This is a genomic window from Ruminobacter amylophilus, from assembly GCF_900115655.1.
Lineage (GTDB): Bacteria > Pseudomonadota > Gammaproteobacteria > Enterobacterales > Succinivibrionaceae > Ruminobacter > Ruminobacter amylophilus.
Genome location: NZ_FOXF01000011.1, coordinates 42818 through 68160, shown reverse-complemented (window position 1 = coordinate 68160; position 25343 = coordinate 42818). Strand labels below are relative to the sequence as shown.

General features: G+C 41.9%; 20 protein-coding genes. 11 read left to right on the top strand and 9 right to left on the bottom strand.

Annotation, left to right across the window (positions count from 1 at the left end; all coding sequences use genetic code 11):
* Positions 1-210 precede the first annotated feature (210 nt).
* The 3 genes from metF (at position 211) to serS (ending at position 4017) form a co-directional block, all read left to right on the top strand.
* Positions 211-1086, top strand: coding sequence for a methylenetetrahydrofolate reductase [NAD(P)H] (gene metF / locus BMY80_RS04685; protein ID WP_093141378.1), 876 nt, complete (start codon positions 211-213; stop codon positions 1084-1086).
* Positions 1087-1507: 421 nt separating this feature from the next.
* Positions 1508-2377, top strand: a complete 870-nt coding sequence (gene rapZ, locus BMY80_RS04680) for an RNase adapter RapZ (RefSeq protein ID WP_093141376.1) — start codon at positions 1508-1510, stop codon at positions 2375-2377.
* A gap of 335 nt (positions 2378-2712) precedes the next feature.
* A complete protein-coding gene (gene serS, locus BMY80_RS04675) occupies positions 2713-4017 on the top strand; it encodes a serine--tRNA ligase (protein WP_031579108.1) in 1305 nt (434 codons plus the stop codon).
* A gap of 147 nt (positions 4018-4164) precedes the next feature.
* On the opposite strand, the gene metG is transcribed toward serS, so the two are convergent.
* The 3 genes from metG to BMY80_RS04660 form a co-directional block, all read right to left on the bottom strand.
* Entirely contained in the window at positions 4165-6234 is a 2070-nt protein-coding gene (gene metG / locus BMY80_RS04670) for a methionine--tRNA ligase (protein WP_281242270.1), read from the bottom strand.
* 182 nt (positions 6235-6416) lie between these two features.
* Positions 6417-7544: a hypothetical protein gene (locus tag BMY80_RS04665; RefSeq protein WP_093141372.1), complete on the bottom strand. Its 1128-nt coding sequence runs from the start codon at positions 7542-7544 to the stop codon at positions 6417-6419.
* Between the two features lie 228 nt (positions 7545-7772).
* Positions 7773-8360: a superoxide dismutase gene (locus tag BMY80_RS04660; protein ID WP_093141370.1), complete on the bottom strand. Its 588-nt coding sequence runs from the start codon at positions 8358-8360 to the stop codon at positions 7773-7775.
* A gap of 455 nt (positions 8361-8815) precedes the next feature.
* Between BMY80_RS04660 and BMY80_RS04655 the strand changes: the two genes are divergently transcribed.
* The 4 genes from BMY80_RS04655 (at position 8816) to BMY80_RS12355 (ending at position 11788) form a co-directional block, all read left to right on the top strand.
* Complete coding sequence (locus tag BMY80_RS04655) at positions 8816-9388, top strand: disulfide bond formation protein B (protein ID WP_051621831.1); 573 nt, start codon at positions 8816-8818, stop codon at positions 9386-9388.
* A 242-nt stretch (positions 9389-9630) separates the two neighbouring features.
* Entirely contained in the window at positions 9631-10440 is an 810-nt protein-coding gene (locus BMY80_RS12360; protein ID WP_218140315.1) for a TM2 domain-containing protein, read from the top strand.
* 215 nt (positions 10441-10655) lie between these two features.
* Positions 10656-10934 carry a TM2 domain-containing protein gene (locus tag BMY80_RS04645; RefSeq protein ID WP_093141367.1) on the top strand — a complete coding sequence of 93 codons (279 nt, stop codon included), beginning with the start codon at positions 10656-10658 and terminating at the stop codon, positions 10932-10934.
* A gap of 155 nt (positions 10935-11089) precedes the next feature.
* Complete coding sequence (locus BMY80_RS12355; protein ID WP_218140314.1) at positions 11090-11788, top strand: TM2 domain-containing protein; 699 nt, start codon at positions 11090-11092, stop codon at positions 11786-11788.
* A gap of 110 nt (positions 11789-11898) precedes the next feature.
* On the opposite strand, the gene BMY80_RS04635 is transcribed toward BMY80_RS12355, so the two are convergent.
* From BMY80_RS04635 to nhaB, 5 genes are all read right to left on the bottom strand, one after another.
* Entirely contained in the window at positions 11899-13299 is a 1401-nt protein-coding gene (locus tag BMY80_RS04635) for a hypothetical protein (protein WP_093141365.1), read from the bottom strand.
* A gap of 196 nt (positions 13300-13495) precedes the next feature.
* Positions 13496-14356, bottom strand: a complete 861-nt coding sequence (locus BMY80_RS04630) for a TonB family protein (RefSeq protein WP_093141361.1) — start codon at positions 14354-14356, stop codon at positions 13496-13498.
* Positions 14353-14763 carry an ExbD/TolR family protein gene (locus BMY80_RS04625; protein WP_051621828.1) on the bottom strand — a complete coding sequence of 137 codons (411 nt, stop codon included), beginning with the start codon at positions 14761-14763 and terminating at the stop codon, positions 14353-14355. The genes BMY80_RS04630 and BMY80_RS04625 overlap by 4 nt, the downstream gene beginning before the upstream one ends.
* Before the next feature lie 17 nt (positions 14764-14780).
* Entirely contained in the window at positions 14781-15461 is a 681-nt protein-coding gene (locus tag BMY80_RS04620) for a MotA/TolQ/ExbB proton channel family protein (protein WP_093141358.1), read from the bottom strand.
* A gap of 172 nt (positions 15462-15633) precedes the next feature.
* Positions 15634-17217, bottom strand: coding sequence for a sodium/proton antiporter NhaB (gene nhaB, locus BMY80_RS04615; RefSeq protein WP_093141356.1), 1584 nt, complete (start codon positions 17215-17217; stop codon positions 15634-15636).
* Positions 17218-17532: 315 nt separating this feature from the next.
* Here nhaB and BMY80_RS04610 point away from each other — a divergent pair, with 315 nt between their 5' ends.
* Both BMY80_RS04610 and BMY80_RS04605 read left to right on the top strand, forming a co-directional pair.
* On the top strand, positions 17533-19338 hold the full coding sequence (locus tag BMY80_RS04610) for a putative transporter (RefSeq protein ID WP_031579094.1): 1806 nt from the start codon (positions 17533-17535) through the stop codon (positions 19336-19338).
* A 110-nt stretch (positions 19339-19448) separates the two neighbouring features.
* On the top strand, positions 19449-20228 hold the full coding sequence (locus BMY80_RS04605) for a hypothetical protein (protein ID WP_093141353.1): 780 nt from the start codon (positions 19449-19451) through the stop codon (positions 20226-20228).
* Positions 20229-20458: 230 nt separating this feature from the next.
* On the opposite strand, the gene BMY80_RS04600 is transcribed toward BMY80_RS04605, so the two are convergent.
* Entirely contained in the window at positions 20459-20827 is a 369-nt protein-coding gene (locus BMY80_RS04600; RefSeq protein ID WP_143066451.1) for a hypothetical protein, read from the bottom strand.
* A 582-nt stretch (positions 20828-21409) separates the two neighbouring features.
* On the opposite strand from BMY80_RS04600, the gene BMY80_RS04595 reads away from it, so the two are divergent.
* The gene (locus BMY80_RS04595; protein ID WP_093141350.1) at positions 21410-22405 is read left to right on the top strand and encodes a hypothetical protein; all 996 of its coding nucleotides are present in this window, start codon (positions 21410-21412) and stop codon (positions 22403-22405) included.
* A gap of 611 nt (positions 22406-23016) precedes the next feature.
* On the top strand, positions 23017-25287 hold the full coding sequence (gene metE, locus BMY80_RS04590; RefSeq protein WP_093141348.1) for a 5-methyltetrahydropteroyltriglutamate--homocysteine S-methyltransferase: 2271 nt from the start codon (positions 23017-23019) through the stop codon (positions 25285-25287).
* Positions 25288-25343: the final 56 nt, after the last annotated feature.

Sequence of the window (25343 nt, the reverse complement as noted above, 5' to 3'; positions counted from 1 at the left end):
GAGGAAATTTAATATTCCGGCAGGTTCCACGTAAACAATGTTCTAAGAAAAAATTATTGCTATAGAATTATTTTATAACATGTTAGTTTTTTATATAATTATCCAAACGTCCAGCTTTGTTATAAAATAGCAGCAAATGAAGCCTGAGAGCTTCGAAGACTAAAAATAAATACAGTAAATAATAAATAATTAATAATTAAAGGTGCTTTTATGCAGGTCGCTCAAATTTTTAAACAGAAAAAACCGGTAGTGTCTTTTGAGATATTCCCTCCGAAGAGAGATGAAGCTCTGAAGAGTATAGATGAAACCCTGGGAATTCTTACCGAACTCAAACCTGATTTCATCTCCGTAACCTTCGGTGCCGGTGGTTCAGTTACCAATTCCAAAACAGTTGAAATCGCCAGTAAAATCAAGAAGAATTTCGGTATTGAAGCAGTGGCTCACCTGACCTGTCTCAATTACTCAAAAGACGAAATCATCGAGATGGTTAATAATCTCAAGGCTAATGACATTGATAATATTCTGGCGTTAAGAGGCGATCATAATCCGAATCTTGCTCCCAAGAATGATTTCATGCATGCTTCCGATCTGATTACCTTTGTGAAGCAGCACAGCGACCTCGGTATCAGTGCGGCCTGCTATCCTGAAGGTCATCCTGAAGCCCAGAGCCTCAGTGAAGACGTAATCAATCTTAAGCGCAAGGTTGATGCAGGTGCACAGCATCTTGTTTCCCAGCTGTTTTTTGATAATGATATTTTCTACAGATTTATCGAGCTGTGCAAGGTTGCAGGCATCAATGTTCCTATTGAAGCCGGTATCATGCCTGTAATCAACAAGGCACAGATTGAAAGAATGGTAGGTCTCTGCGGTGCGTCACTGCCTGACAATCTGAAGAGAATGCTGGATAAATTTGCAGACAATAAGGAAGCTCTTTTTGACGCGGGCATTGCTTTTGCGACTAATCAGATTATTGATCTCCTGGCCGCGGGGGTAGATGGTATTCATATTTATACCATGAACAATCCTAAGGTTGCCATGAAGATCTGCGACAGTATCAAAAACGTTATTGCCAGCAACAGAGCATAAAATTTAATACATCAGAGATAATAATAATAGACTGATGCAAAACCTAATTTCGGATCTTTTTTCAACGGTGGACTGGTGTGCAGTTTTATTTCTGACGGAAAAGATCTGATCCGCAATCACGACGGCTGGCACCATCTTCATGATGGCAGGCATAGTGGTGTTTTTTCATATAATTTGTTTTGAGCGATTTACCCCGGATTCTGCGTCCGGGGATTTTTTGCTTAAAAATAAATACAATTTCTTAACCTTTAACGTTATTTTTAAGTTTTGGCTTATCATTTAATTCTGTTTATGCTGTTTTATATCGATAATTTCGATAAAATAAGGCTATATGAAGTATAATAAAAACGGTTTCCTGAATTTTGTTATCTGAAAATTCAGTTAAGTTTTTCAGTGTTTAACAGTCACATGGGTAGCAGTTATGAGATTATTTATTGTCAGCGGCCGCAGCGGTGCCGGTAAGTCAATAGCGCTGGGGGTTCTTGAGGATCTTGGCTTCTATTGTGTCGATAATCTGCCTATGGCGTTTCTGCCTGAACTTGTTAAACTCAGCAGTCAGGATTATTCTTCCGTGGCCGTCAGCATTGATATCAGAAATTTTTCCAAGAACACCGAGGATTATTCAAATTTCGTCGATTCGATAAAGAACGATCCAAATAATGAGGTAATCAGTATTTTCCTGGATGCAGATGACCAGATTCTGATTAAGCGATACGAGGAAACCAGACGACTTCATCCGCTTTCCAAGGGGCAGGAAAAGCTTTCTCTGGGAGAGGCGATAATCAGGGAACATGACATTCTGGATCCTATAGCGGAGCTTGCCGATGCCAGAATCGACACTTCAAACCTGAGTATCCATGATCTGTCACAGCATATTACTTCCCTTGTTCTCGGCAAAAAAGAAAAATCCCTGACCATGATTTTTGAATCCTTCGGTTTCAAAAACGGTATTGCCAAGGATGCGGATTTCGTTTTCGACACCAGATTTCTGCCTAATCCTCACTGGGTTGCAAAACTCAGACCTTTAACCGGTCTCGATCAGGATGTTGTTGATTTCTTTGCCGATTATCCGGAAGTCCAGCTTTATATCCAGAATATCGACAGCCTGCTGAATCAGTGGCTGCCGTTTTTTGAACGTTCAAACAGAAGTTATCTGACCGTGGCAATAGGCTGCACCGGCGGTCAGCACCGCAGTGTGTATATTGCTGAAACCCTGGCCAAGTATTTCCAGAAACGTAAGAAGGAAGTTGTGGTAAAGCATCTTTCTCTTAAAAAGAACAGACGACTGTAGGAATAGAAGTCCCGGCACTGCCGGGGCTTCTTTTTTGGCGGAAAGGCAACGGTTCAGATTAAGGCCTTCCGGTAAAAACACGATTTTTTTGGCTGCAGTCCTTAACAGGAGTTAATACCGTCATGGAGAGGATTCCTTAAATAAGTACGTGAATCTGGTTAAAACAGAATAAAACCATAAGCTTTTTAGCTTTCTAAAGCAGTTACCATAATGCCTTTTTATGCAAATTAGAGTATAATTCACTTGGTTTTAAATTTTTCGTATTCCTTTAACAGGAATGATTTTTGAGAAAGTTTGTTTTTAAGCAAAACATATTGAATTTGTGGTCTTTTTAAATGCTAGATTCAAAATATCTTCGCGGCGAGATTGAATATGCCGCAGCCCGCCTGGCAACCCGTAATTTTAAGCTTGATGTTGATAAGTTAAACGGCCTCGAAGAACAGCGTCGTGAACTTCAGATTAAGACTCAGGACCTTCAGGCCCAGCGTAACAGCCTTTCCAAGTCAATTGGTGTGGCTATGAAGAATGGCGAAGATGTTTCAGCCATTAAGGAACAGGTTAAGCAGATTGGTGAAGAGCTCACAGAAGTTAAGGCTAAGCAGGATGCTGTTCTTGCTGAAATCAATACTTACGCTCTTACCGTTCCTAACATCCCTGACGATTCAGTTCCTGTAGGCAAGGATGAAACCGAAAACGTTGTTGTACGTGTAGTGGGTACCCCGAGAGAATTTGATTTCGAACCTAAAGATCACGTTGCACTCGGTGAAAATCTCGCTCAGCTTGATTTTGACAATGCTCGTAAGATTTCCGGTGCGCGTTTTGCTTTGATGCGCGGTCCTATTGCCCGTCTGCACAGAGCACTTGCTCAGTTCATGCTGGATATCCATACTGAAAAGCACGGCTATTCAGAATGCTACGTACCATATCTCGTGAATCACGACTCTTTATACGGTACCGGTCAGCTGCCAAAGTTTGCGGAAGACCTTTTTCATACTTCTCTTGACGGTAATGCCGACGGTGACAATGTTAACCGCAAGTTCTGTCTTATTCCTACCGCGGAAGTTCCTCTGACCAATATCGTTCGTGACACCATTCTTGATGTGAAGGATCTTCCTCTCAAGGTTACCGCTCATACCCCTTGCTTCAGATCAGAAGCAGGTTCAGCAGGCCGTGATACCCGCGGTTTAATCAGAATGCATCAGTTCGACAAGGTAGAAATGGTACAGGTGGTTCATCCGGATCATTCATGGGAAGCTCTTGAACAGCTTACCTCTGACGCTGAAGACGTACTGAAGGAATTAAAGCTTCCATATCGTGTAATGGCTCTGTCCACCGGTGATATGGGCTTCAGCTCTGCCAAGACCTATGACCTTGAAGTGTGGATTCCTGCTCAGGGCTGCTACAGAGAAATTTCTTCATGCTCTAACTGTACCGATTTCCAGGCAAGAAGAATGCAGGCACGTTTCCGTGATACAGACGGTAAGACCAGACTGGTTCATACTCTTAACGGTTCAGGTCTTGCTGTTGGTCGCTGTCTGGTTGCCGTAATGGAAAACTATCAGCAGGCTGACGGTTCAATTGTTGTTCCTGAAGTTCTCAGAAAGTACATGAACGGTCTCGAAGTAATCAAGGCTAAGTAATTCTTACATTACTGAAAGTCAATAAGAAAAACCCCGTGCAGTTATTTCTGCACGGGGTTCTGCTTTTACAGTCTGTAATGGAATGATAAAAAAATCCTCATGACGGTTTTCCGTCATGAGGACTGGTACGATTCAATCCGTTACGGATTACATCACACGATCACCTGGTTTAACACCGCTGTCAGCGCTTAACAGGAATATATCCTTGTCGCCGGAGCCGGCACTGAGAATCATGCCTTCAGATACGCCGAATTTCATCTTGCGCGGAGCCAGATTGTATACAACAATTACAAAACGGCCGACAAGTTCTTCAGGATTCTGGTAGGCTGATTTGATGCCTGAGAAAATCTGACGCTTTTCACCGTTGCCTAAATCAAGTTCGAAACGGAGAAGCTTCTTTGATTCAGGAACGGCTTCGCATGCGAGTACCTTGGCGGCACGCATGTCAACCTTGGCGAATTCGTCAATGGTAATCTGTGCAGGAGCTTCATCGTCATCCTTCTTGGCCTGCTTCTTTTCTGCCTTAGGAGCCTGTTCTGCCTTGATGTCTTCCTTGGAATCTTCAATCATCTGAGCAACGGTCTTGCTGTCGATTCTGGTGAACAGAGCCTTGAACGGTTTGATTTCAGAGCCGGTCAGTGGAGTTTCGATGCTGTCCCATGATAAATCGGTTGCCAGGAAGTCGGCGCTCTTTTCGGTTAATTCAGGAAGAATAGGTGAGAGGTAGGTAATCAGAATTCTGTACATGTTCAGAGACATGGTACAGATGTCCAGAAGTTCCTTCTGCTTGCTTTCATCCTTGGCAATAACCCATGGAGCGTTGTCGTCAACATACTTGTTGGCAAGGTCAGCCAGAGACATGATTTCACGGATGGCGTGGCTGTATTCTCTGTTCAGGTAGGCATCACGAACTGAATCCTTGATGGCTGTGAATTTAGCCAGAAATTCAGGATCAGCAATTGTATCTGCCAGTCTGCCGTTGAACTTCTTGGTTACGAAGCCTGCGGTTCTGGAAGCGAGGTTTACAATCTTGTTAACGATATCTGAGTTAACCTTGGCTACGAAGTCTTCAAGGTTGAAGTCAAGGTCGTCAATCTTGCCGTTCATCTTAGAGGCATAGTAGTATCTCAGACATTCCGCATTGAAGTGCTTGAGATATGTTGAAGCCTTGATGAAGGTACCTTTTGACTTACTCATCTTTGCTCCGTTTACGGTTACGTAACCGTGAACAAAAATCTTGCTTGGTGACTTGTAACCGCAGCCTTCCATTGTGGCCGGCCAGAACAGTGAGTGGAAGTAGAGAATGTCCTTACCGATGAAGTGAACGATTTCAGTGTCATTCTTCTTGTCGATAATGTCGTAAACGCTGATACCCTGTTTGTCGAGAAGGTTCTTGAGAGAGGCAAGATATCCTACAGGAGCGTCAAGCCATACATAGAAATACTTGTCATCGGTACCCGGAATCTTAAATCCGAAATATGGCGCATCACGGCTGATGTCCCATTCCTGCAGTCCCTGTTCGAACCATTCCTGAAGCTTGTTGCTCATTTCAGCCTGAAGAACGCCGCTCTTGGTCCAGGTCTTCAGAAATTCTTCGAACTGAGGAAGATCGAAGAAGTAATGTTCGGATTCCCTGAGAACAGGCTTGGCACCTGAAATGGTTGAATAGGCATCCTTTAATTCTGTAGGTGAATAGGTTGCACCGCATACTTCGCAGTTGTCGCCGTACTGGTCTGCTGCTCCGCACTTAGGACAGGTTCCTTTTACGAATCTGTCCGGAAGGAACATGTTCTTTTCAGGATCGAACAGCTGGGAAATGGTACGGGTCTTGATATATCCCTTTTCCTTAAGCTTGTTGAACATGCTGCAGCAGATTTCCTGATTTTCAGGAGAGTTGGTGCGGTAGTAGTTATCGTAGGTGATGTTGAAGCCGGCAAAGTCAGCGTGATGTTCCTTTTCCACTTCAGCGATCATTGCTTCGGGAGTTATGCCCATTTTCTGTGCCTTGAGCATGATTGGACTTCCGTGCTGGTCATCTGCACAGACAAAATATACCTTACGGCCGAGCATTCGCTGGAAACGAACGTAAATATCAGCCTGAATGTGTTCGAGAATGTGACCTAAATGAATAGAGCCGTTTGCATACGGCAGGGCACATGTTACAAATAGTGGTTTTTCTGTAGAAGTCATGAATAAATAACCCCGAAAATAGTCAATTATTAAATAAACGTGCGTATTCTATCACATTTTTGATGTATTCTCAGCTCTGATAAGGTGAGAAAACGTTTGCAGAAAGAGGTGGTCTGCACTTTGGTTTTATCAGACAGACAAAGCATGACCGGACAGTCATGCTTTGTCTGATGTTCAGAAAAATATTATGTAATCAGCAGGATGGATTTTTAAAAGAAATCCGAAATGTTGCTGTGGCTCAGAGTGTCGATGAGACTAGGTTCTTCATTCTCAAAGAATAAGGTCATGTCTTTCTGTTCAGACTGATGAAAAATGCCTCTTCTGTCGAATTCATCAATGATCATTTTTATCTGATAAGTATTGAAAGTGAATGCGGTTGAGAATCCTGGTGAGCCAAAATCAGCAGAAATTCCGTCTGAAAATAATTCGCTGACCTCATATTTGCCAAGAAAATGCGTCCAGTCAGAACGGGACAGTTTCCAGAATTGAGGAACAAGATCTTCTTCCTCGGTAACAAAACTGATAATTAATTTGTTGGAATAGCCGAGTCCTTCATAACGTTTTTTTCCGTAACGTGAAGTACTTATATACATAGGGCGGACATGAACAGCCTGTCCTATTTCTCTGATATTTTCATAAGGCAGAAAAATGGTGCCGGTACGATTGCTCAGAAGCACATGTTTATTGCCGAAGATTATCAGTGAGTTGTGAGCGGCGATGTATTTACCGGAATTCATCAGTTTTTCTATATCATCAAGGGTAAAACTTTTTGAAAAATGCTGTTTGTTTTTCCATTGCTTGTATGGAACGGTAGTGACGAAACCTATTATATTGAGAGACGCATAGTATATTATTGCCGGCAGGCCCGGTATTAGAGCGAGACGGCAGTACCATTCAGGATATTCTGAAAACATGGAACCGAAAAGACCGGTCATTGTCAGGTAAATCACGATTATGAGTGTCAGTAATGCGGCTCCGGTCAGATTGGAAAAGGCATATTTATAGAAGCTTTTTACACGGTTAGTTATTCTGGAACCTGCTGTATCCGTGAACTGATGAGTATTTTTGTATTCCCTGTATGCATTCTGCCACCCGGTACTGCGGTAATAATCTCCATTGTTCATGGATTCCACTGTCTGATGTACTTTCTCATCATGTGCTTTTACTCGCTTTTTATCCCATAAACTGATAATCAGATAAAGGACTGCGAAGCTTATTAAGAAAATCAAAAAAGAAGGTACAACTGAATCGGAATAAAAGTATGCAATGACGCTTAACAGTATGGATATGCCGGCTATTCCAAGCAGGATGAGAGTGTATATTAGCTGAGGGATCATATGTGTAATTACCATGAATCTTAATCAATCATTCCGTACATGGTGAATAGTATCATTTTTTGAATGATTGTGAAACTGATGGATATGAGATGAAAAGACTTACATCATGCAGAATGAACATCTACGCGTAAAGTAGCGTTTCACTGTTATCTCAGATTTAGTAAAAAAGGAACAGCAGGCTGTTCCTTTTTATAAAATCAGGAAAAATAAAAATTTCCGGTATTTTATTTACTTAATCAGATTGGAAGCAACAAAGTCCCAGTCAATATAGTCAAAGAATTCAAGAACATAGTCCTTGCGACGGTTCTGGTAATCCAGATAGTAGGCATGTTCCCATACGTCTATGCAGAGAAGAACGCTCATGCCGTCGGTAAGCGGGGTGGCGGCATTGCCGGTGTTTACAATTGAGAGCTTGCGGCTTACCGGATTCTGAACCAGCCATGTCCATCCGGAACCGAAATTGCCGATGGCATTCTTTGTGAACTGTTCCTCGAAGTTGGCCAGTGAGCCGAAATTGTCATTGATTGCTTCGGCAAGAGCGGATGGTATCTGCACTGCCTTGCCTTTAGGACACAGACAGTTGAAATAGAATTCATGGTTGAATGCCTGAGCCGCATTGTTGAAGATTGGTCCGATGGAGGTCTGAACGATTTCCTTGAGAGACTTGTCCGCAAAATCAGTGTCCTGAATCAGGGTGTTTGCGGTATTGATGTAATTCTGGAAATGCTTGTTGTAGTGGAAATCCATGGTTCTGGCGGAAATGAACGGTTCCAATTCATCCAGTTCATATTTGAGTTTAGGTAAAAATAGACTCATAACAACTCCTTGTACTGTGTTAGTGGTGTTAGTGGACTGTTTATTGGAATCAAAATAATTTTATGCAGCTGACAAAATCATTGAAATCCATAATCTGATTATAGGTCATCTGATTTATTAAAACTCACTTTATATTTTTTTTATTTTGAAAATGAGAAATTTACATTTTTTAATACAAAAATAATAAACATTTAGTAATATTGTGTTTGATATCTGTTAAAATGCTGTTTCAATATTTACGATATTGCAGTATGCAGTATCGTTTATGACGGATGTATGGCGTGTTTTATGGGCTGTAATTTGTTTTTATGTAGATGAAGTTAGCATAATGACTGTAAAAAAGTGCAGAGAAATACCGCTGTCCCCGGCTTTGTTATAAAATTCGGTTAGGCTGTGGTGTTCTGAGCCGCAGTAATGTCTGATAGTCGGCCTGCACAGTAAAAATGGAATGAATAATGAAACTTATAAAAGATTTTTTTCTGAAGATTTGGTTTCCTCATACAAGAGTTCTCTGGGGACTGCTTTTTTTAGGCTTTATTTTTTATGAAGCATGCGGTCTGTATTTTCAGTATTATCTGAAACTCAATCCGTGTATTGAGTGTGTGTATGAAAGAGCCTGCTTCATGTTTTTCGGCATAGCCGCCATTATCGGTGTTACCATTCCGAGATTTATGCCGGTAAGACTTCTTTCAAGTGTGATCTGGCTTGTTTCATCAGTGTGGGGACTGGTGATATCCATTGAACACCGCGGATATGAAATAGATTATCAGAAGTCTCTTCTTGATCCGTTTGCTTCAACAACCACCTGCGGTTTTCATGCAAACTTCCCGTCATATATGAAACTTGATGAATGGATTCCTTCAGTTTTTGCTCCTACCGGAGTATGCGGTGATGCCGCCTGGGATTTTGCAGGTCTGACCATGGTTCAGTGGATTATCATTATTTTCGTGTGCAACACTGCTGTTGCCGGACTGGTTACCCTGCTTTCATTTATTCCTCACAGAACTTATCTGAGAATAAGAGGATAGTTCCGGTAATCAGGACTATACTTAAGTGTGAACCTTTAGAGAACACCGTTACCGGTTATAGGATTGGTAACGGTGTTCTTCTGTGTACTTCCCGATGCGGACTGCAGAATCCGAATCTTTACAGCATAATCCGGCACACTTTGCAAAAAAGGTGAATTACAGCAGGCAGATTCAGTTGCAAGTCAGATGATTAAATATATACTTAAAGCATAATTCTTAACGTGATATTTCAGGAGGAAAACATGGAACAGAGACTGATTGACGCGGTTTGTAAAACTCACAATCTTGCGTGCGGAATTTTCGGCAACATAAGTGATGATCTTGGAGCCCTTAATATACCGGAACTGTCACCGCTGGTCAGAATGGCTTATGCGTATGCCAGAAGATTTGCTGCTGCCGGACTGTATGTTCAGGGGGTGTTTTCTCATGAGCAGTATATGTATATCTGTACTGTTTTCTTTTCTTATCAGGTAACTACCGCAAAGGATGCCTGTCTTCGTCCCGGCGAGGATGTTCCGTTCCAGGAAGAAGCTTTAAAACAGGCTGCTGAACTTCTGATAACCTATGATCATCGTTTTAATATCTCCTTTATAAAATTTTTCGGTACCGCACTTTATAATCAGGGAACCTCATTTCCTGTTCTTCCGAACGGCAGTTCATATGAAATGGCTGTGAACGTAATTGAAAGACAGATTGCTGCATATGTAAATTCATCATTAAGCAATAATCTGCAGGTGGCCGTAACACCTCCTCCGCATGTGACCAGAAATTCATCGTCAGGTTTTTATGCCGGAAACACAGTCCGTGTGGACAAAATAGGTTATCTGGTAATGGCGTTCTTTGTTGGCAGCTTTGGTGTGCACAAGTTCTATGCCGGGCAGGTTGGGTACGGAATTATCTATCTGCTGATGTGTCTTACGAGTTTTCTGGTTATTCCGGTACTGATTCTTATGGTTTGCGTATGGTGGGAAATAATTGAGGCATTGCTGGCTAAAACTGATGAAAAAGGACGAATAACGCTTAAAGCCGGTTTTATAAATACCAGAGCGTGATTTTTAAAAGACTCTGGCAACTGTTTCTGAAAACTTAATAAATAGAATTTTTGTTCACAGTGAAAAAGTGATTCTGTATTTTTATGTAAAAATATATAAATATGTGAACAATATTACAAATAAAGATGCAGTATAAGCAAATATAAATGTTTATTGATAACGATAAATATATACTTGAGTCGCAATTGTTAATAAAATATTAAAAAGGTGAAATTATGACTGATTCAGCAAATGTTAAAACTGTTACCGTAGATAAACTGATTTATATTCTTTTAGCTTTCTTCCTTGGAGCTTTGGGTGTACATAAGTTCTATGCAGGCCAGACCGGTATGGGTATTATTTACCTCGTTATGTGTTTAGCAAGTTTTCTGGTTATTCCGGGACTTGTTCTGCTTGTCTGCGTATGGTGGGAAATCATTGTGGCTGCGATGGCAAATGCTGATGAAAACGGCCGTATTACTCTTAAGGCCGGTTTTGTAAATACCAAGGCTTAAAATCAGGGAATTATTAGTTATTTTCTGATTAAAACTTCAGCAGAATCGAGCTTCGCATGATTTTGCTGAAGTTTTTTTTTGATTTGTGTGCTGATTTTCATCATACTGTGTTCTGATGTCTGCAGTGAAGAAAGATTTTTTACCGAGAGGTTGTTATGCGTGTAGAAATAAAATCAAGTGAGATAATGTACAATTTCAACACAGATTATGATTTTCAGGATGACAGTTATGCATTCATTCTGATGCCGGCTTCAGGAAAGAGGGCGCTGCAGATTTATCTTTCTTTCAGCAGAGCAGTCATGTCTGCTGTTCACATGGATATTGATCCGTCCGGTATGAGAATAAATCATGACATCCGGCCCATATCAACCAGACTGAGTGCGGAGGAAGTGAATGATCCTGCAAAGCTCAGTCAGCTGGTCAGGGATATTGCTGAACACGCAGGAATATCTTTTTCATCACTTCATTCGTACATAACCTCAAATCTTGATGAATTCATGCGGCAGCTGGTTCATGAGGCTCAGGAGCGTCAGCTCGGAATTAGATACAGAAACAGTTTGAACGGTACTAACGGAACGGGAATCTATAACTGGTCTGAAGTTGTAAGAGTTCAGAAACTTCCGTATATCCTGTTTGCATTTTTCCTTGGAGCTTTTGGTGTACATAAGTTCTATGCAGGCCAGATAGGTATGGGTATTGTTTACCTCGTTATGTGTTTAGCAAGTTTTCTGGTTATTCCGGCACTTGTTCTGCTTGTCTGCACATGGTGGGAAATCATTGTGGCCATGATGCAGAATTCTGACAGGGATGGTTACATCGTTCTTAAAAAAGGTTTTATTCTGACAGCTCCTTAAAAGTACCGGAACTGCGGTAATATCTGACAATCTGCGTGAAAGAACTCTCTGGAACATGAAATTCGGAATGTCCGGGGAGTTTTTTAATGACATGTCCGTAACAATGGATATTATTTAAGGAACTGCGGAAGTCTGCTGAAAAAGGTCTGCAGATCGTCGGTTTCCCTGCGAATATACTCAGCCTGTTCCGTTGGAGATTTCTTCAGAAAGAGACTGTTGCAGGTGTACTGATGAGGAAGACTGATATTGATATCACAGCGAAGTTCCCTGATGTAGAACGGTATGGATATGTGTCCGTAATCCTTGTTCACGGGAATTCCCGCATCAACGGTCAGATGTTCAGGCCATTGCGTGAATACTGCATTAGGGGATACGTCGAATGACCAGAATCCCAGATTGGTAAAAAGTCCGAATTTTGAAAGCATGAGAGGAACTTCATTTTCAACCAGAGGAAGATGAAGCGTCTTCAGGTAGATATTGAAATCCTTGCCACCGACGATGGGAATGAATTCGTCAAACTTACCTGATTCCTTAATGAATAAATTCAGATGGTGTTCTCTGATGTAGGGAATAAATTTTTCTTCAAACAGACGGAAACCGCCGGTGAGCTTGTTTACACATACAAGTTCTCTGTTGCATGCGCTGTTCCAGCGGGAATCAAGAGATTCTGCGTTTACCAGAGGTCTGAGAGCTTCCTTCAGATCCCTGAGATCCGCGTCATCCCATCCCGGTACTGTCAGAATGTCATTGAGATCGTTGTTGCAGCACAGATAGTAGCTGTCAAGCAGCGTCTGCGCCTGACGGGGCAGGTATTTCACCTCTGCGGATGAGAGACAGATGTCGTAAAGCTTGCAGAGCAGGGATGCGGCCAGGTATTCTCCCCATGATGAATACATCTTGATGATTCTTTCACCGCATATTTTAAGCAGGTCGTCGTATTCTGCCTGGTTGATGATTCCTATGCTGAAAGCACTGTCCACAAGATCCAGCTGTTTGGTCAGATTACTGAGAACAATCCCCGTGTCAGCCGCGATATCAAGTATGGTGGAGAATTTGTCACAGAAGGTGTTCATCCAGTTGAGCCGTCTTTCATCGCAGATGATTTTGGATACGGAATACTTCAGGGCCAGATGCGGGTCATGTCCGCATTCTTCATAGTAATCACCGAGGTTCGGATTGATTTCCAGTTCGTCAATAAATTTTTCCATTGAGGTGGAGTCATTTTTGAGACTTAAACCGGAAATGGAATTCGGATGTGTCTTGTTGTAGTGATGGAAAAATTTGAAAGCTCCGATTTTCCATGCGTCAGTGTCTCTTATGGAAATCAGATAATTTTTAAGTGACGTGTAATTACTTACCTTGTCCTGTCTTAACAGACGTTCGGTGTACGCCAGAACCTCCGACTGACAGGTCTGGGTGGCCCAGTACAGCTCTGGTGCGGAAAAAGGAACGTAATGAACTTCATTAAGATGATTAATAAATCTCAGGTTAAGATAAGGATTAAAGATCATTGGCGGTAAGTCTGCTCCTTATGGATACGTCAGGCTTCATAAAAAAGGAAGACTGATTATTACACATACAATCGACTGGTTGATATTTTAACAAAAAAAACAGATTTATACTGATTTTTTCATGCAACAGCAGTAAGTAAATTTGGATCTGAAGTGCAATTAACAGGAAACGAACCGGTAAAAATGTTCTCTGCCGTCATCTTGTAAGTCTGTATACAAGAGGAATGTTGACCATGAGATCCATGCCTGTAATGCCTGTATCAAATCCTATTAATTTTTCCCCGAGGCTTATCATTGCCTTGTCAAGTATTGGAGAATTACTGCTCTTTGTAAGTTTTGATGCCACAACAAGTCCTTTTCTGTTGATAGTTACGGTCAGAATCCCCCGGCCTTCAATACCTCTTTTTACCGCCTGGTAGGGATAGGTGTGAAGCTGTCTGGCTCTGTTGACAAGAATGCCGTAGGCTTTGTTGTAGTGATTTGCCTCAGCTGTATTTTTCGCTGTTCCCGAGGTTGAAGATGATGAGGCTCCGGAATCGGATGCTTCAATGCTTTTTCCTTTTTCCCCGGAAGTTCCGGTACTGCTGCCGGTCTGATTATTTATTTTTGCGGGGGAGGTTGAATTATGTTCAGCTGCGGATTTGTCAGAGGCGGTTTTTTTACTGACGGATTCCTGTCTGCGTGTTTTTTGCTGATGACGTGTTTTTTTAGTTGCAGTTCTGTTCTCCGTTTCCGTTTTTTTTACGGCTGCCGCCTTGTCGCTTACGTCTGCCGTATGCTTTTCGGCTGAGGTATGATTCGGAGTACTTTCCTTTACCGTTTCAGATGCCGTCGGTTCTCTGTGTATGTCTGAGCCTGAGACGGCATCGGGATTTACGGACCTGCCGCTTCCTCCGTTTAAGGATATTATTTCCGTAATAATCAGTCCGGAGGGATCTCCGGTATTCATTTCAGAATGATTCAGGTGATTCAGCAGGAGGGCGATTACCGCAACCGTCAGAATGACAGTTCCGGAAAAAGCTGTAATGACTGATTGAAAAACCGTTCTGTTTGTCATCTGCCTGACTGCTCTCCGTCGTTTACGGTGGTGATGATTATTCTGCCGTTTCGATGTGTTTTGGCAAGGTCGATTATTCTGATGACTTTTTCAAAAGGAGTGTTGCGATCAGTATATAGATTGATTTCCCTGTCAGGATTTTCAAGAATGGCCTGTTCCAGTTCCTCAATGGTACAAGGGGATCTGTCAAGCATCAGATTTCCGTTTTCATCAAAACCGGTTATCAGGTATTCACTGTCGGTTATAGAGGATGCATGTTCTGATTTCGGCAGTTCCGCTTTTATTCCGGTGGTAATGAAGCTTGTGGTCAGGACAAAGAAAATGATAAGCATGAAGATAACATCGATTAACGGGGTCAGATCGATGTTGAAATCCTCTTTGTCTGAATCGTACAGAAAATTACTCATTCCGGAAAAATCCTTTATTACTGTCTGACGTCAGCCGGTTCATCATGAAAATCCAGACCGTTGAGTCTGCCGGCGGTCGCCGCTTTCAGTTCCGGTCTGTTGTCGAGATCATCCATATTGAGACTGAGTTTATTCAGAATGGATCCGCTGATTGTTCTGACCCACAGGTTAATAAGATGAAAGGCAATAAGTGCCGGAATGGCTATTACAAGTCCCATTACTGTGGTAATCAGCGCTTCGGATATGCCTTTCGACAGAAGAGCAGGGTTTACTCCTGTATTGAGTGACAGAGCGTCAAAGACTTCAAGCATACCGAGAACCGTTCCCAGAAGTCCGCACAACGGAGATATTACGGCAATAACCTTAAGGCAGGTCAGGGCGCTGAATAGACCTTTTAATCTGATGTTGAAAAGAAATCCCGTTTCCTGACGGATGTTTTCGGCGGAAACTTCCTTTCTGTTCAGCAGACGTTTAAGAGTAAGTACGGATATGTAGCAGAATTCATTTCCGTCAATCCACTTTTTCAGATCTTCAGGAAGTGAACGCAGACTGGAGGAAGATTTCATGAAGGCCCTGAATTTCATCAGAGACAGAAAAACATAACTGAAACTGTACAGTGCCAGAAACGCGGCCACGACGGCCATAACAATCAGAACCAGTCCCACCGGGCCGGTAACGGTATAAATTTCACTAAACATCAGAAATTTCAAATATCAGAACAGGTCATAAATTACGTAAAACTGTTTTTATTATACACCATAAGGCAACCGAAAATTGCTTTTTTATGGATAAAGAAAGAGGTATCGTGACCTGTCACGATACCTCTCTGTTTTCATTGTTTACTGAACCTTAACTGTACGGACAGTAATATTACTTGCCTGTGCAGACCTGTTCAACTTCGTTCAGTAATCCCATGTCGATATAGATATCGGTCATGTACGGTAAGAGATACCAGGTACATAAGAAGCCGACAATGGAAAGAACAATGGTATATGGAATCGCCATAATGAACATTCTGCCGTATGAAAGTCTGATTAACGGTGCGATTGCAGAGGTTAACAGGAAGAGGAATGCAGCCTGTCCGTTAGGAGTTGCAACTGAAGGAAGATTGGTGCCTGAGTTGATGGCGATGGCCAGCATGTCAAACTGTTCTCTGCTTAAAGAGCAGTTCTGGAAGGCATTGTTAATCTGAGTTACGTACACTGAAGCCACGAACACGTTGTCAGATACTGCGGAGAGCACACCGTTTGCCACATAGAAGAGAGGAAGCTGAGCAGCCTTGTCCACTGAAAGCACCCATTGGATGATAGGGTCAAACAGATCAAGATGAGTGATTACCGCAACGATGGACAGGAATACACACAGCAATGAAGTGAACGGCAGACTTTCAGTGAATGCCTTGCCGATTTCTGATTCACTGTTAACACCGGTGAATGTGGTGGCAAGAATAATAACTGAAAGACCGATTAAACCTACAGGAGCCAGATGCAGAGCCAGACCTACGATTAACCAGATTGCCACAAGAACCTGACAGATGAGGGATATCTTCTGACCGGTGGTCTGATTGCTGCGTCTCTTCTGGTAGTTCTGTTCGAGAATTGTATAAACCTGTTCAGGGAGAGGTTCACCAAAGCCGATGATCTTGAATTTTTCCACAAAGATACAGGTCAGAATACCGCAGATGAATACAGGAACTGATATAGGAGATACACGGAGGGCAAATTCAACGAAATGCCATCCTGCGGTATCACCGATAATAAGATTCTGAGGCTCACCGACTATGGTAAAGATACCGCCGAGCGCGGTACCGACAGCTGAGTGCATCAGCAGTGAACGAAGGAATGCTCTGAATTTGTCCAGAACAACACGATCTTCGCCTGAAACCTTGGAGTTATCGCTTAATTGAGTCTTTTCAGGAGTGATTACACGGTGATAAATGGTGTAGAAACCGGTGCACACGGTAATGATTACCGCAAGAACGGTAAGTGCATCAAGGAATGCTGAGAGGAAGCTTGCGAGTACACAGAAAATAACCGAAAGGGTTACTTTTGACCTTACCGAAAGCAGAATCTTTGTAAATATTGCAACAAGCAGTTCTCGTATGAAGTGAATGCCTGCCACCATGAACATCAGTAAGAGGATAACTTCCAGATTGTGATATATTTCGGCCTTTACTTCTTCCACTGTAGTCATGCCGATGGCAATGGCTTCGATGGCCAGCAGACCGCCTGGAAGAAGAGGATAACACTTAAGAGCCATTGCCAGAGTGAAAATGAACTCGGCAACCAGACACCAGCCGGCTACTGAGGCTGAAGCGCTGTATATGAAAGGATTGGCTATTAAGAAAAACAGGATAAGGTGCTTATACCATGTCGGTGCATCACCAAGGAAATTAGATTTGAGAGCTGTTAGCGGCGATACATTGCCAGGAGCAGCTTTCACGTTACTGTTCATATAAGATTAAATCCTCAAAATAAAAAACATAAAAAACAAAAAAATAGAAATCCGTGCTTATTATACATTTTTTTGTGAATTGCGTTAAAAGATTGTAAAAAAAATAAAGAAATCATTTTGTGTGACAGTTGACGGTTAAATAAGCATCAGGGCCGTCGGAACAAGTTATTAACGGCTTGCGGAACGGCAAAAAATAAACTCTTTTTATAATAGCGTTTTGAGATCTAAAGTGATAAAATGCTCACGTTTTTTATGTGGCCGCGTTAAATTCTGCGGCCGTAAGTTAAATTTAATCAATCGATCGGTATAGTTTGTATGAATTTATTTTCATTTAGTGAAATCTCGATCATCACTATAATGATTGCTTTATCCTCAGTGATAGGTATTTTACTCGGGGCAATAAAGTATAAAGGTGTTGGTCTGGGTATCGGCGGGGTTCTCTTCGGCGGTATTTTTATGGGATGGCTTGCTCAGGAGCTCGGATGGATTCCTAATTTCTCCGGAGATTCTTTTAAAACTATTTTAGATAACGGCGGTGACGTCGTTAAAAATGCAGAGGCTGTAGGAAAGGTACATACTTTCAAGGAAATTCTCCACTACGTTAAGGAATTCGGCCTTATCTTATTCGTATATACTATCGGTATACAGGTTGGTCCTGGCTTCTTTGCTTCTTTAAAGGGTGCCGGTCTCAAGCTTATCGGTTATGCCGTTCTCATTGTATTCCTCGGTGCAGCAATCGCCCTCAGCTTCAATGTTTTCTTTGACATGAATCTTGATTCAACCATCGGTATCTATGCCGGTGCTGTTACCAATACCCCTGCTCTCGGTGCCGGTCAGGCCATGATTAAGGATCTGGTGGATGGTATGGCAGCAGGCGCTGTTCCTGCAGGTTTTGACGCAAACAACGTAGCTTCTGCCTATGCTGTTGCATATCCTTTCGGTATCTGCGGTATCATCATTACCATGCTGCTCATCAGATTCTTCTTCAAAGTTAACATCAATGCTGAAGGTGAAAAGTATGAACTTCAGAAGAAGAGCAACAGAAAGGATCTGGATACTCAGAACGTTTCTGTAAACAATTCTGAATTATTCGGTCTCAAGATTTCTGATATCAGCGTTCTTAAAGGCAACAAGGTTATCTGCTCCCGTTTAAAGAGAGGTGATATCTTAATGGTTCCTAAGGCTGATACCGTTGTTTACGCAGGTGATATTCTTCACCTCGTAGGTAATGATGCCGATCTTAACGCAGCCTGCGGCTTCATCGGTGAACCGGTTCAGGTTTCATTAACCACCAAGGGTACCGAACTTTCAGTTCGCAAGATTGTTGTTACCAATGAAAAGATTCTCGGTAAGACTCTTGATTCTCTTGAAATCAAATCAAAGTTCGATGTTGCAGTGTCACGTTTAATCCGTACCGGTATGGAATTCATTCCTCATAAAGGTACCACACTGCATTTCGGTGACCAGTTAAATCTCGTTGGTCGCAAGGAATCAATCGATGCGGTTGCCAATATCGTCGGTGACAGCACCGTAGCCATGCAGAAGGTTCACATGTTACCGGTATTTATCGGTCTGTTCCTCGGTATGATGCTCGGTTCCGTAGCAATCCCTGTTCCAGGTCTCCCTGCTGCCCTCAAGTTAGGTCTTGCCGGCGGTCCTCTGGTTGTGGCTATTCTTCTTTCACGTTTCGGTCACAATATTACCTTTGGTAAGATGCACTGGTTCATGCCTGCATCAGGTAACAGTGCATTAAGAGAAATCGGTATTGTTCTGTTCCTTGCCATCGTTGGTTTCAATTCAGGTGCAAGCGGATTCGTGGATACTCTGGTTCACGGTGACGGTCTTACCTGGATGGGCTATGGCGTGTTCGTAACCTTTATCCCTATCTTCATCTGCGGTATCCTTGCTTACAGGGTATCAAAGATTAACTATCTCTCAGTATGCGGTGCCATGGCAGGTTCTATGACAGATCCTCCAGCTCTGGCTTTCGCAAACGGTATGTACAAGAACTCAGAAGCAAGTTCTTTAGGTTATGCAACCGTATATCCGTTTACCATGTTCCTGCGTATTCTTACTCCGCAGCTCATGATTGTAATTGCTTACGCATTGATGTCTAAGTAATTCGAATAGACTGAAGATATAAACGGCAGAGGTTATCCTCTGCCTTTTTTATTGTTATCCCTGCCGGACCGACGGATTCGGCACATTTACTGGATGAAACGGAAATATAAATGCATAAACCAGGTCTGGATAAATACGCCATATGGGCGGTAAGACTTATAAAGAGCGGACTCAGAATCATCATAACGGAACCGGGATACTGGTTTCAGTCTCTCGTTATGGCCGTTTTGTCTCTGATGTTCCTGCCTTTCTGCTGGTGGATTCTTCCCATGTTCATATCGCATAAAAGACTGATTATCGTCAGGGAGATTTTCGGACTGTCATTGAGATTAAAATGGGTTTTTCTGTTGGAAATTCCTCTGGTTATGACTGTTTTTTCCGGATTCGTGATGCTGTACGGTTATCTGTGGAAAGATGAACTTGAGGCGGAACTCAACGGAATTCAGATCGTAACGGGGCAGCCTGTCGGATATTCGTGGCTGTGGTGGGGGATTCTCGGCACCGTGTATCTGATTACAGTGGTGAATGCTCTGATATTCTATATTTCAATCAAGATACCGGGACTTAAGGATTACGTTGCGGTTAAAGTATCGGCCAGACAGCTGTGTAAGGATTATATGCAGGTTGTGCTGACTGTCTTCGGTCTGGCAGCTCTTATAGTCGTATACAATGCCCATCTGCCTCAGATTATGTCTTTTCTGCAGAAGTTTATTACTGCTCATATAACGGATGTGAGCGGCAGCGGAATATTCAGACGTGATGACGTTTTTTTGATTGTAGGTGGAGTCTACTACACCGGGGTGGCGGTATATACTCTGAGAGTTCTGTCCAGATATCTGTTTCTGCGTCTGCTTAAGAATCTGCAGAACAGAGTCATAAAGTTGACGTAGTACGGAGAGTGGATGACTTTTTACTGATATTTTCAAAGAATGTCACGGCACTCGGTCAGGCCGTAAAAAAACAAGGCCTGAACTTTGGGGAAAGTAAACAAGCCTTGACTTGGAGGTTTGGTTTATTTATTGTAGTCCGTTATTATTAACGGTATGTGGTAGTTAATTTAATCAGCTTTATTGTGCGCCAGTGCAGCATAAAATCCGTAGGGCATCAGGCAACAATAGTTTTAATAGGTTCCGTTGTCATTAAATACCTGACGCAGGTCTTCAAGCTTCTCAAGTAATGCGTGAGAGAATACTTCTGAACCGGTCTTTTTATAATGGTCTACCTGATTTAAAGCGACTCTCTTTGAACCGTAATATACGGACCATACTTCAGCAACCTGTCTTAAATTAGGATCCTTCTTAAGCAGGGCAAGACAGCAGGTTTCTCTGGTTGTATGAGGAATCTGAGCACTGCGTGATTCAATTCTTTTTATCAGTTCGTTAGGATTATAGCGGTTTGCGTATTCCTCGCTTGTTGTTTCCATGTTACGCAGGCCTGCTTTACCATAATTTCCTGACATGATACTAGATATGGTATTCAATAGTCCCATGAGCCATCACCATTGATTCTTGAATGAGTTAAGTTAATATGTAAGTTTGAGTTTATTTATAATTCATAAGTCACTGATTTTTGCCTGCACTTTTAATTGTGACGGCAGTCTTGTTATTTAAATATGTTCTCTTCGTCAGTAACCGAATGTATTTTAGTTAAATTGTTGTTTTAAATGTAGAATACGTGTTAAAAATTTACACAAAATCACAAAATAATGTGTTTGGTGTATGATTATACGTGATATTGTTCTCGTTTTATGTATAGAAATTTATAAATATGTTGAAAGTCTAAAAATTAAGCGTGATGAAAAATTAAACATCTGTTTAGCTAAAAAACTGCAAAAAGGTTAACAAAAATGTCGGACGGCGTTTTTGGGGAGAATAATGAAAAAGGCAGGACACAAATATGTCATTTATTGTGTGTTACGGCATAAAATCTTTCTTCTGTTTCCGCAGGAGAGGGACTTTGTATGATTTTTTATGCTTTTTTTGATAAACTCAAGATACTTTGAAACTGTCAGACAGCTGAATTTGTTTCAGTCAGGATTATCGGTAAACATAAAATACATGCAAGGTTTGATATGGCTTCTGAGATGACTGCATTGCTTGAGAAAGGCTCTGAAGATGATTCACTTCACTTTGAAGATTTTGTACTGAATGGTAAAGGTACCGTCAGAGTACCGGCAGCAGAGGCGGGAAAATGGAAAAAGGTCGTTTTACGGAGTATTCTGACAAAGCAGTACTGGATAATATCCGGTGTTATTCAGGCCGTGTTTATCGTATATCTCTTCTTTCCTTTCCTTTTCCCTTTTTTAACCAATATCATGACCGCCGTTTCCGTCATGTATATCATATCCGAAAAGTATATCCGTAAAAACACGTCATCCGAGATGTTTTCCGCTTTGGGAAAAAGCTTTCTGGACACATTTATCTTTTCTCTGATTGATACGCTTATTCTGTGCTGTTTCTTCCTGGTGATAACCTTAATCTTTGTTGTGGGACATGTTACCGATTTTTACGATCTGGTAATCAGGTTCTATCAGTCCGGAGAGCAGAACGGTATTCAGCCTCAGGATGCTTGCATATGGGGTGTCAGACTGGTTGGTTTTTCAGTAGGCTGTTTTTTTGGATTTTTCTATTATTTCATTAAGGCTTTTACAATGCCTTTGATAGTTCTCGGCAACGTGCCTGTTTTCAGAGCCATGTTCATGAGTATTTCTGCCGTAAGAAAGAATTTTATTCATCTTCTGCCCGGAATAGTGCTGTATTCAATGACTTTCAGTCTGCTTATGCTGGTTGCTGTGAACTTCATGTTTATGGTTTTTACCGGCGGAATAATGCTTTATCTGACCGTGATTATGAACCTGGTTACAGGTATTCTGAATGACAATATCGTGTCATCGTTACTTGCACTGCTTGTCATACTGGCCATACCGATTATTACACTGATTGTAATCTCCGTATGGCCCGGATTGTATCATGTCGGACAGGCTGAATCAGCCATGGATATTTTCTGGTCTCATATCAAGACCAAAAAAGCGGCTGATGATAACGTCAGAGATGCCGAGTTCGAATGATGTAAGCCGCAGACATATGTCTTACGCCGTGCATGTATGCGGATGTGATATTCAGGTAATTCAGTGAATTACAGCATTTTACCTGTTGTTGTAATTGCTTCTGATTAATGCTTTGACGCTTATTCCATTTATGTCGGTTAAAAACAGATACTTAAGACTGATAAGCGGTAATATCATCAATGTCATAATGCTTTTCCTTTTATTTATTTCTCTGTTGTAAACAGCAGCTTCCGGCTTTTTTTTGAAAAATGAGTTTTCTGCTTTACCTGCTGCATGCTGTTTCTATGCCTTTTCTGAAGAATATTGACTCCGATAATTTGAACCGTATCAGATTATCTATAAAATATTTTTATAACACAATATAATTAAATAGAAATTGCCTATAACAAAACGCAAATATATAATTATCACATTCCTTGAGGAACAGACCTGAAAGGACTTCTGCTTAAGGAATGTTGTTTTCTGAAATTGCTATTTCATTCTGAAGAAAAGGAATTCCGGAAAGAGGAATGGTTGACACAGGTTAATGTTTCTTTTTTCGGCTTCCTCAGAAGAATTTTTTACTTATAACTACTTAAGGTTTTCAGACCATAAGAAAGGAGATACACAATATGTTAAACACCATCATCGGTTATCCTCGCATCGGCGGTAAGCGTGAACTCAAGTTCGCACTTGAAAAATATTTCAAGCATGAAATTCCTGCCGAAGAACTCAAGTCAGTTGCAGCTCAAATCCGTAAGCAGCATTACGGCTACTTCGCAGAACAGAATATTGATCTGGTTCCATGCGGAGATTTCTCTTTCTATGATAACCTCCTTGATACCGCATTACAGTTCGGCATTATTCCTGAACGCTATGTGAAGTCAGGTCTTAACGATCTTGATACCTATTTTGCTATGGCCCGCGGTGTACAGACCGATAGCGTGGATCTGAAAGCCTTACCTATGAAGAAGTGGTTCAATACAAACTACCACTACATCGAACCTGAATTCGACGGTAAGAACGTTGTTAAGTTCAATCCTGTATTTCTTTCAGGTCTGATTGACGAAGCAAACGAATTAAAGCTTAACTACAAGGTTGCCCAGACCGGTCCTTTCACTCTGCTCAAGCTTGTTAAGTACGTTGCCGGCACTTCAGTTAATGATCTCAGGGATGCTCTTGTTAGCGAATATGTTGAATTCCTTGATTTCTGTCGTTCAAAGAATGCATCTTTCGTATCATTCGCTGAACCTTCACTGGTTAAGGATTTAACCGCTGAAGACAAACAGCTTTTTGTTGAAATCTATCGCAAGCTTCTTTCTGTAAAGGGTAATCTCAAGATTGGTCTTGATACCTATTTCGGTGATATCAGAGATATCTACAATGAAGTAACCTCATTAGGCTTTGATGCCATTTCCCTGGACTTCAGAGAAGGCAGAAAGACCTTTGATCTTATCAGAGCAAACGGCTTCCCTAAGGATACCGTTCTGGTTGCAGGTCTCATCAACGGTAAGAATATCTGGCGCAGCAATTACGATACCGTAATCAAGGCTCTTGATGAACTCAAGTCTTTAGGCATCAACTGTGCTTTAGGCTGCAGCTGTTCATTACTCCATGTACCTGAAAGCACTGAATTTGAAACCAAGCTTTCAGCCAAGATTCTCAGCTATCTTTCTTTCGCAAGACAGAAGCTTGCCGAACTCAATGAAATCAAGGCAATTGTAAACGGCGATTCCGGTGCCGACAAGTTCCTTGCCGACAACAGAGCATTGTTCAGTGTTAAGCGTGTTGAAGATGATGCGGCTCTTGATGCCAAGATTGCTTCACTCACCGAAGCTGATTTCACCAGATTACCTGAAAGAACCGAACGTCTCCGCATTCAGCATGATGTTCTCGGTCTTCCACTGTTCCCGACAACTACCATCGGGTCATTCCCTCAGACTGCTCAGATCAGAGCTTTAAGACGTGATTTCAAGAACGGTGCCATCACCAGACAGGCATATGAAGACGGTATTGCCGCTCTGACTGTAGACTGTCTCAGACTGCAGGAAGAACTCGGTCTTGACGTTCTGGTTCACGGTGAATTCGAACGTAACGACATGGTTGAATACTTCGGTGAAAAGCTTGACGGTTACATCTTCACTCAGAACGGGTGGGTTCAGTCATACGGCAGCCGTTGCGTTAAGCCTCCTGTAATCTGGGGTAACGTAACCCGTAAGGAAGCTATGACCGTTAAGATGAGTGCATTTGCCAACAGCAAGTCTGACAAGGATGTAAAGGGTATGCTTACCGGTCCGGTAACCATTTTCAACTGGTCATTCCCTCGTGAAGATCTTCCTGTTAAGACTTCAATTCAGCAGCTTGCTCTTGCATTAAGAGATGAAGTACTGGATCTTGAAAAGGCCGGCATCAGAATCATCCAGATTGATGAAGCTGCCCTGAAGGAAAAATTACCGCTCCGTCGCAGTGACTGGGAAAGTGAATATCTTGATTTTGCTATTCCTGCTTTCCGACTTGTTCACAGCGGTGTTAAGCCTGAAACTCAGATTCACACTCATATGTGCTACAGTGAATTCAATGAAATCATTCCTTGGATTGACGCAATGGATGCTGACGTAATCACCTTCGAAGCTTCACGTTCAGACTTCGCCGTACTCGATGCATTGAAGGCCAATAACTTCAAGACTGAAGTAGGTCCTGGTGTTTACGATATTCATTCACCACGCGTTCCTTCAGTTGACGAAATCGTGAATGCATTAAAGCTCATTGTTTCAAGAGAAGACTACCACAAGGTATGGGTAAACCCGGACTGCGGTCTCAAGACCAGAGGAAACGAAGAAACCAAGAAGAGTCTGCAGAACCTTGTTGAAGCAGCTAAGATTTTAAGAAGTCAGTATAACTAATTTCTACAATCTTGCCTGAAACAGACAACAGGCTGTTTTGATTGCCGGACAGAATT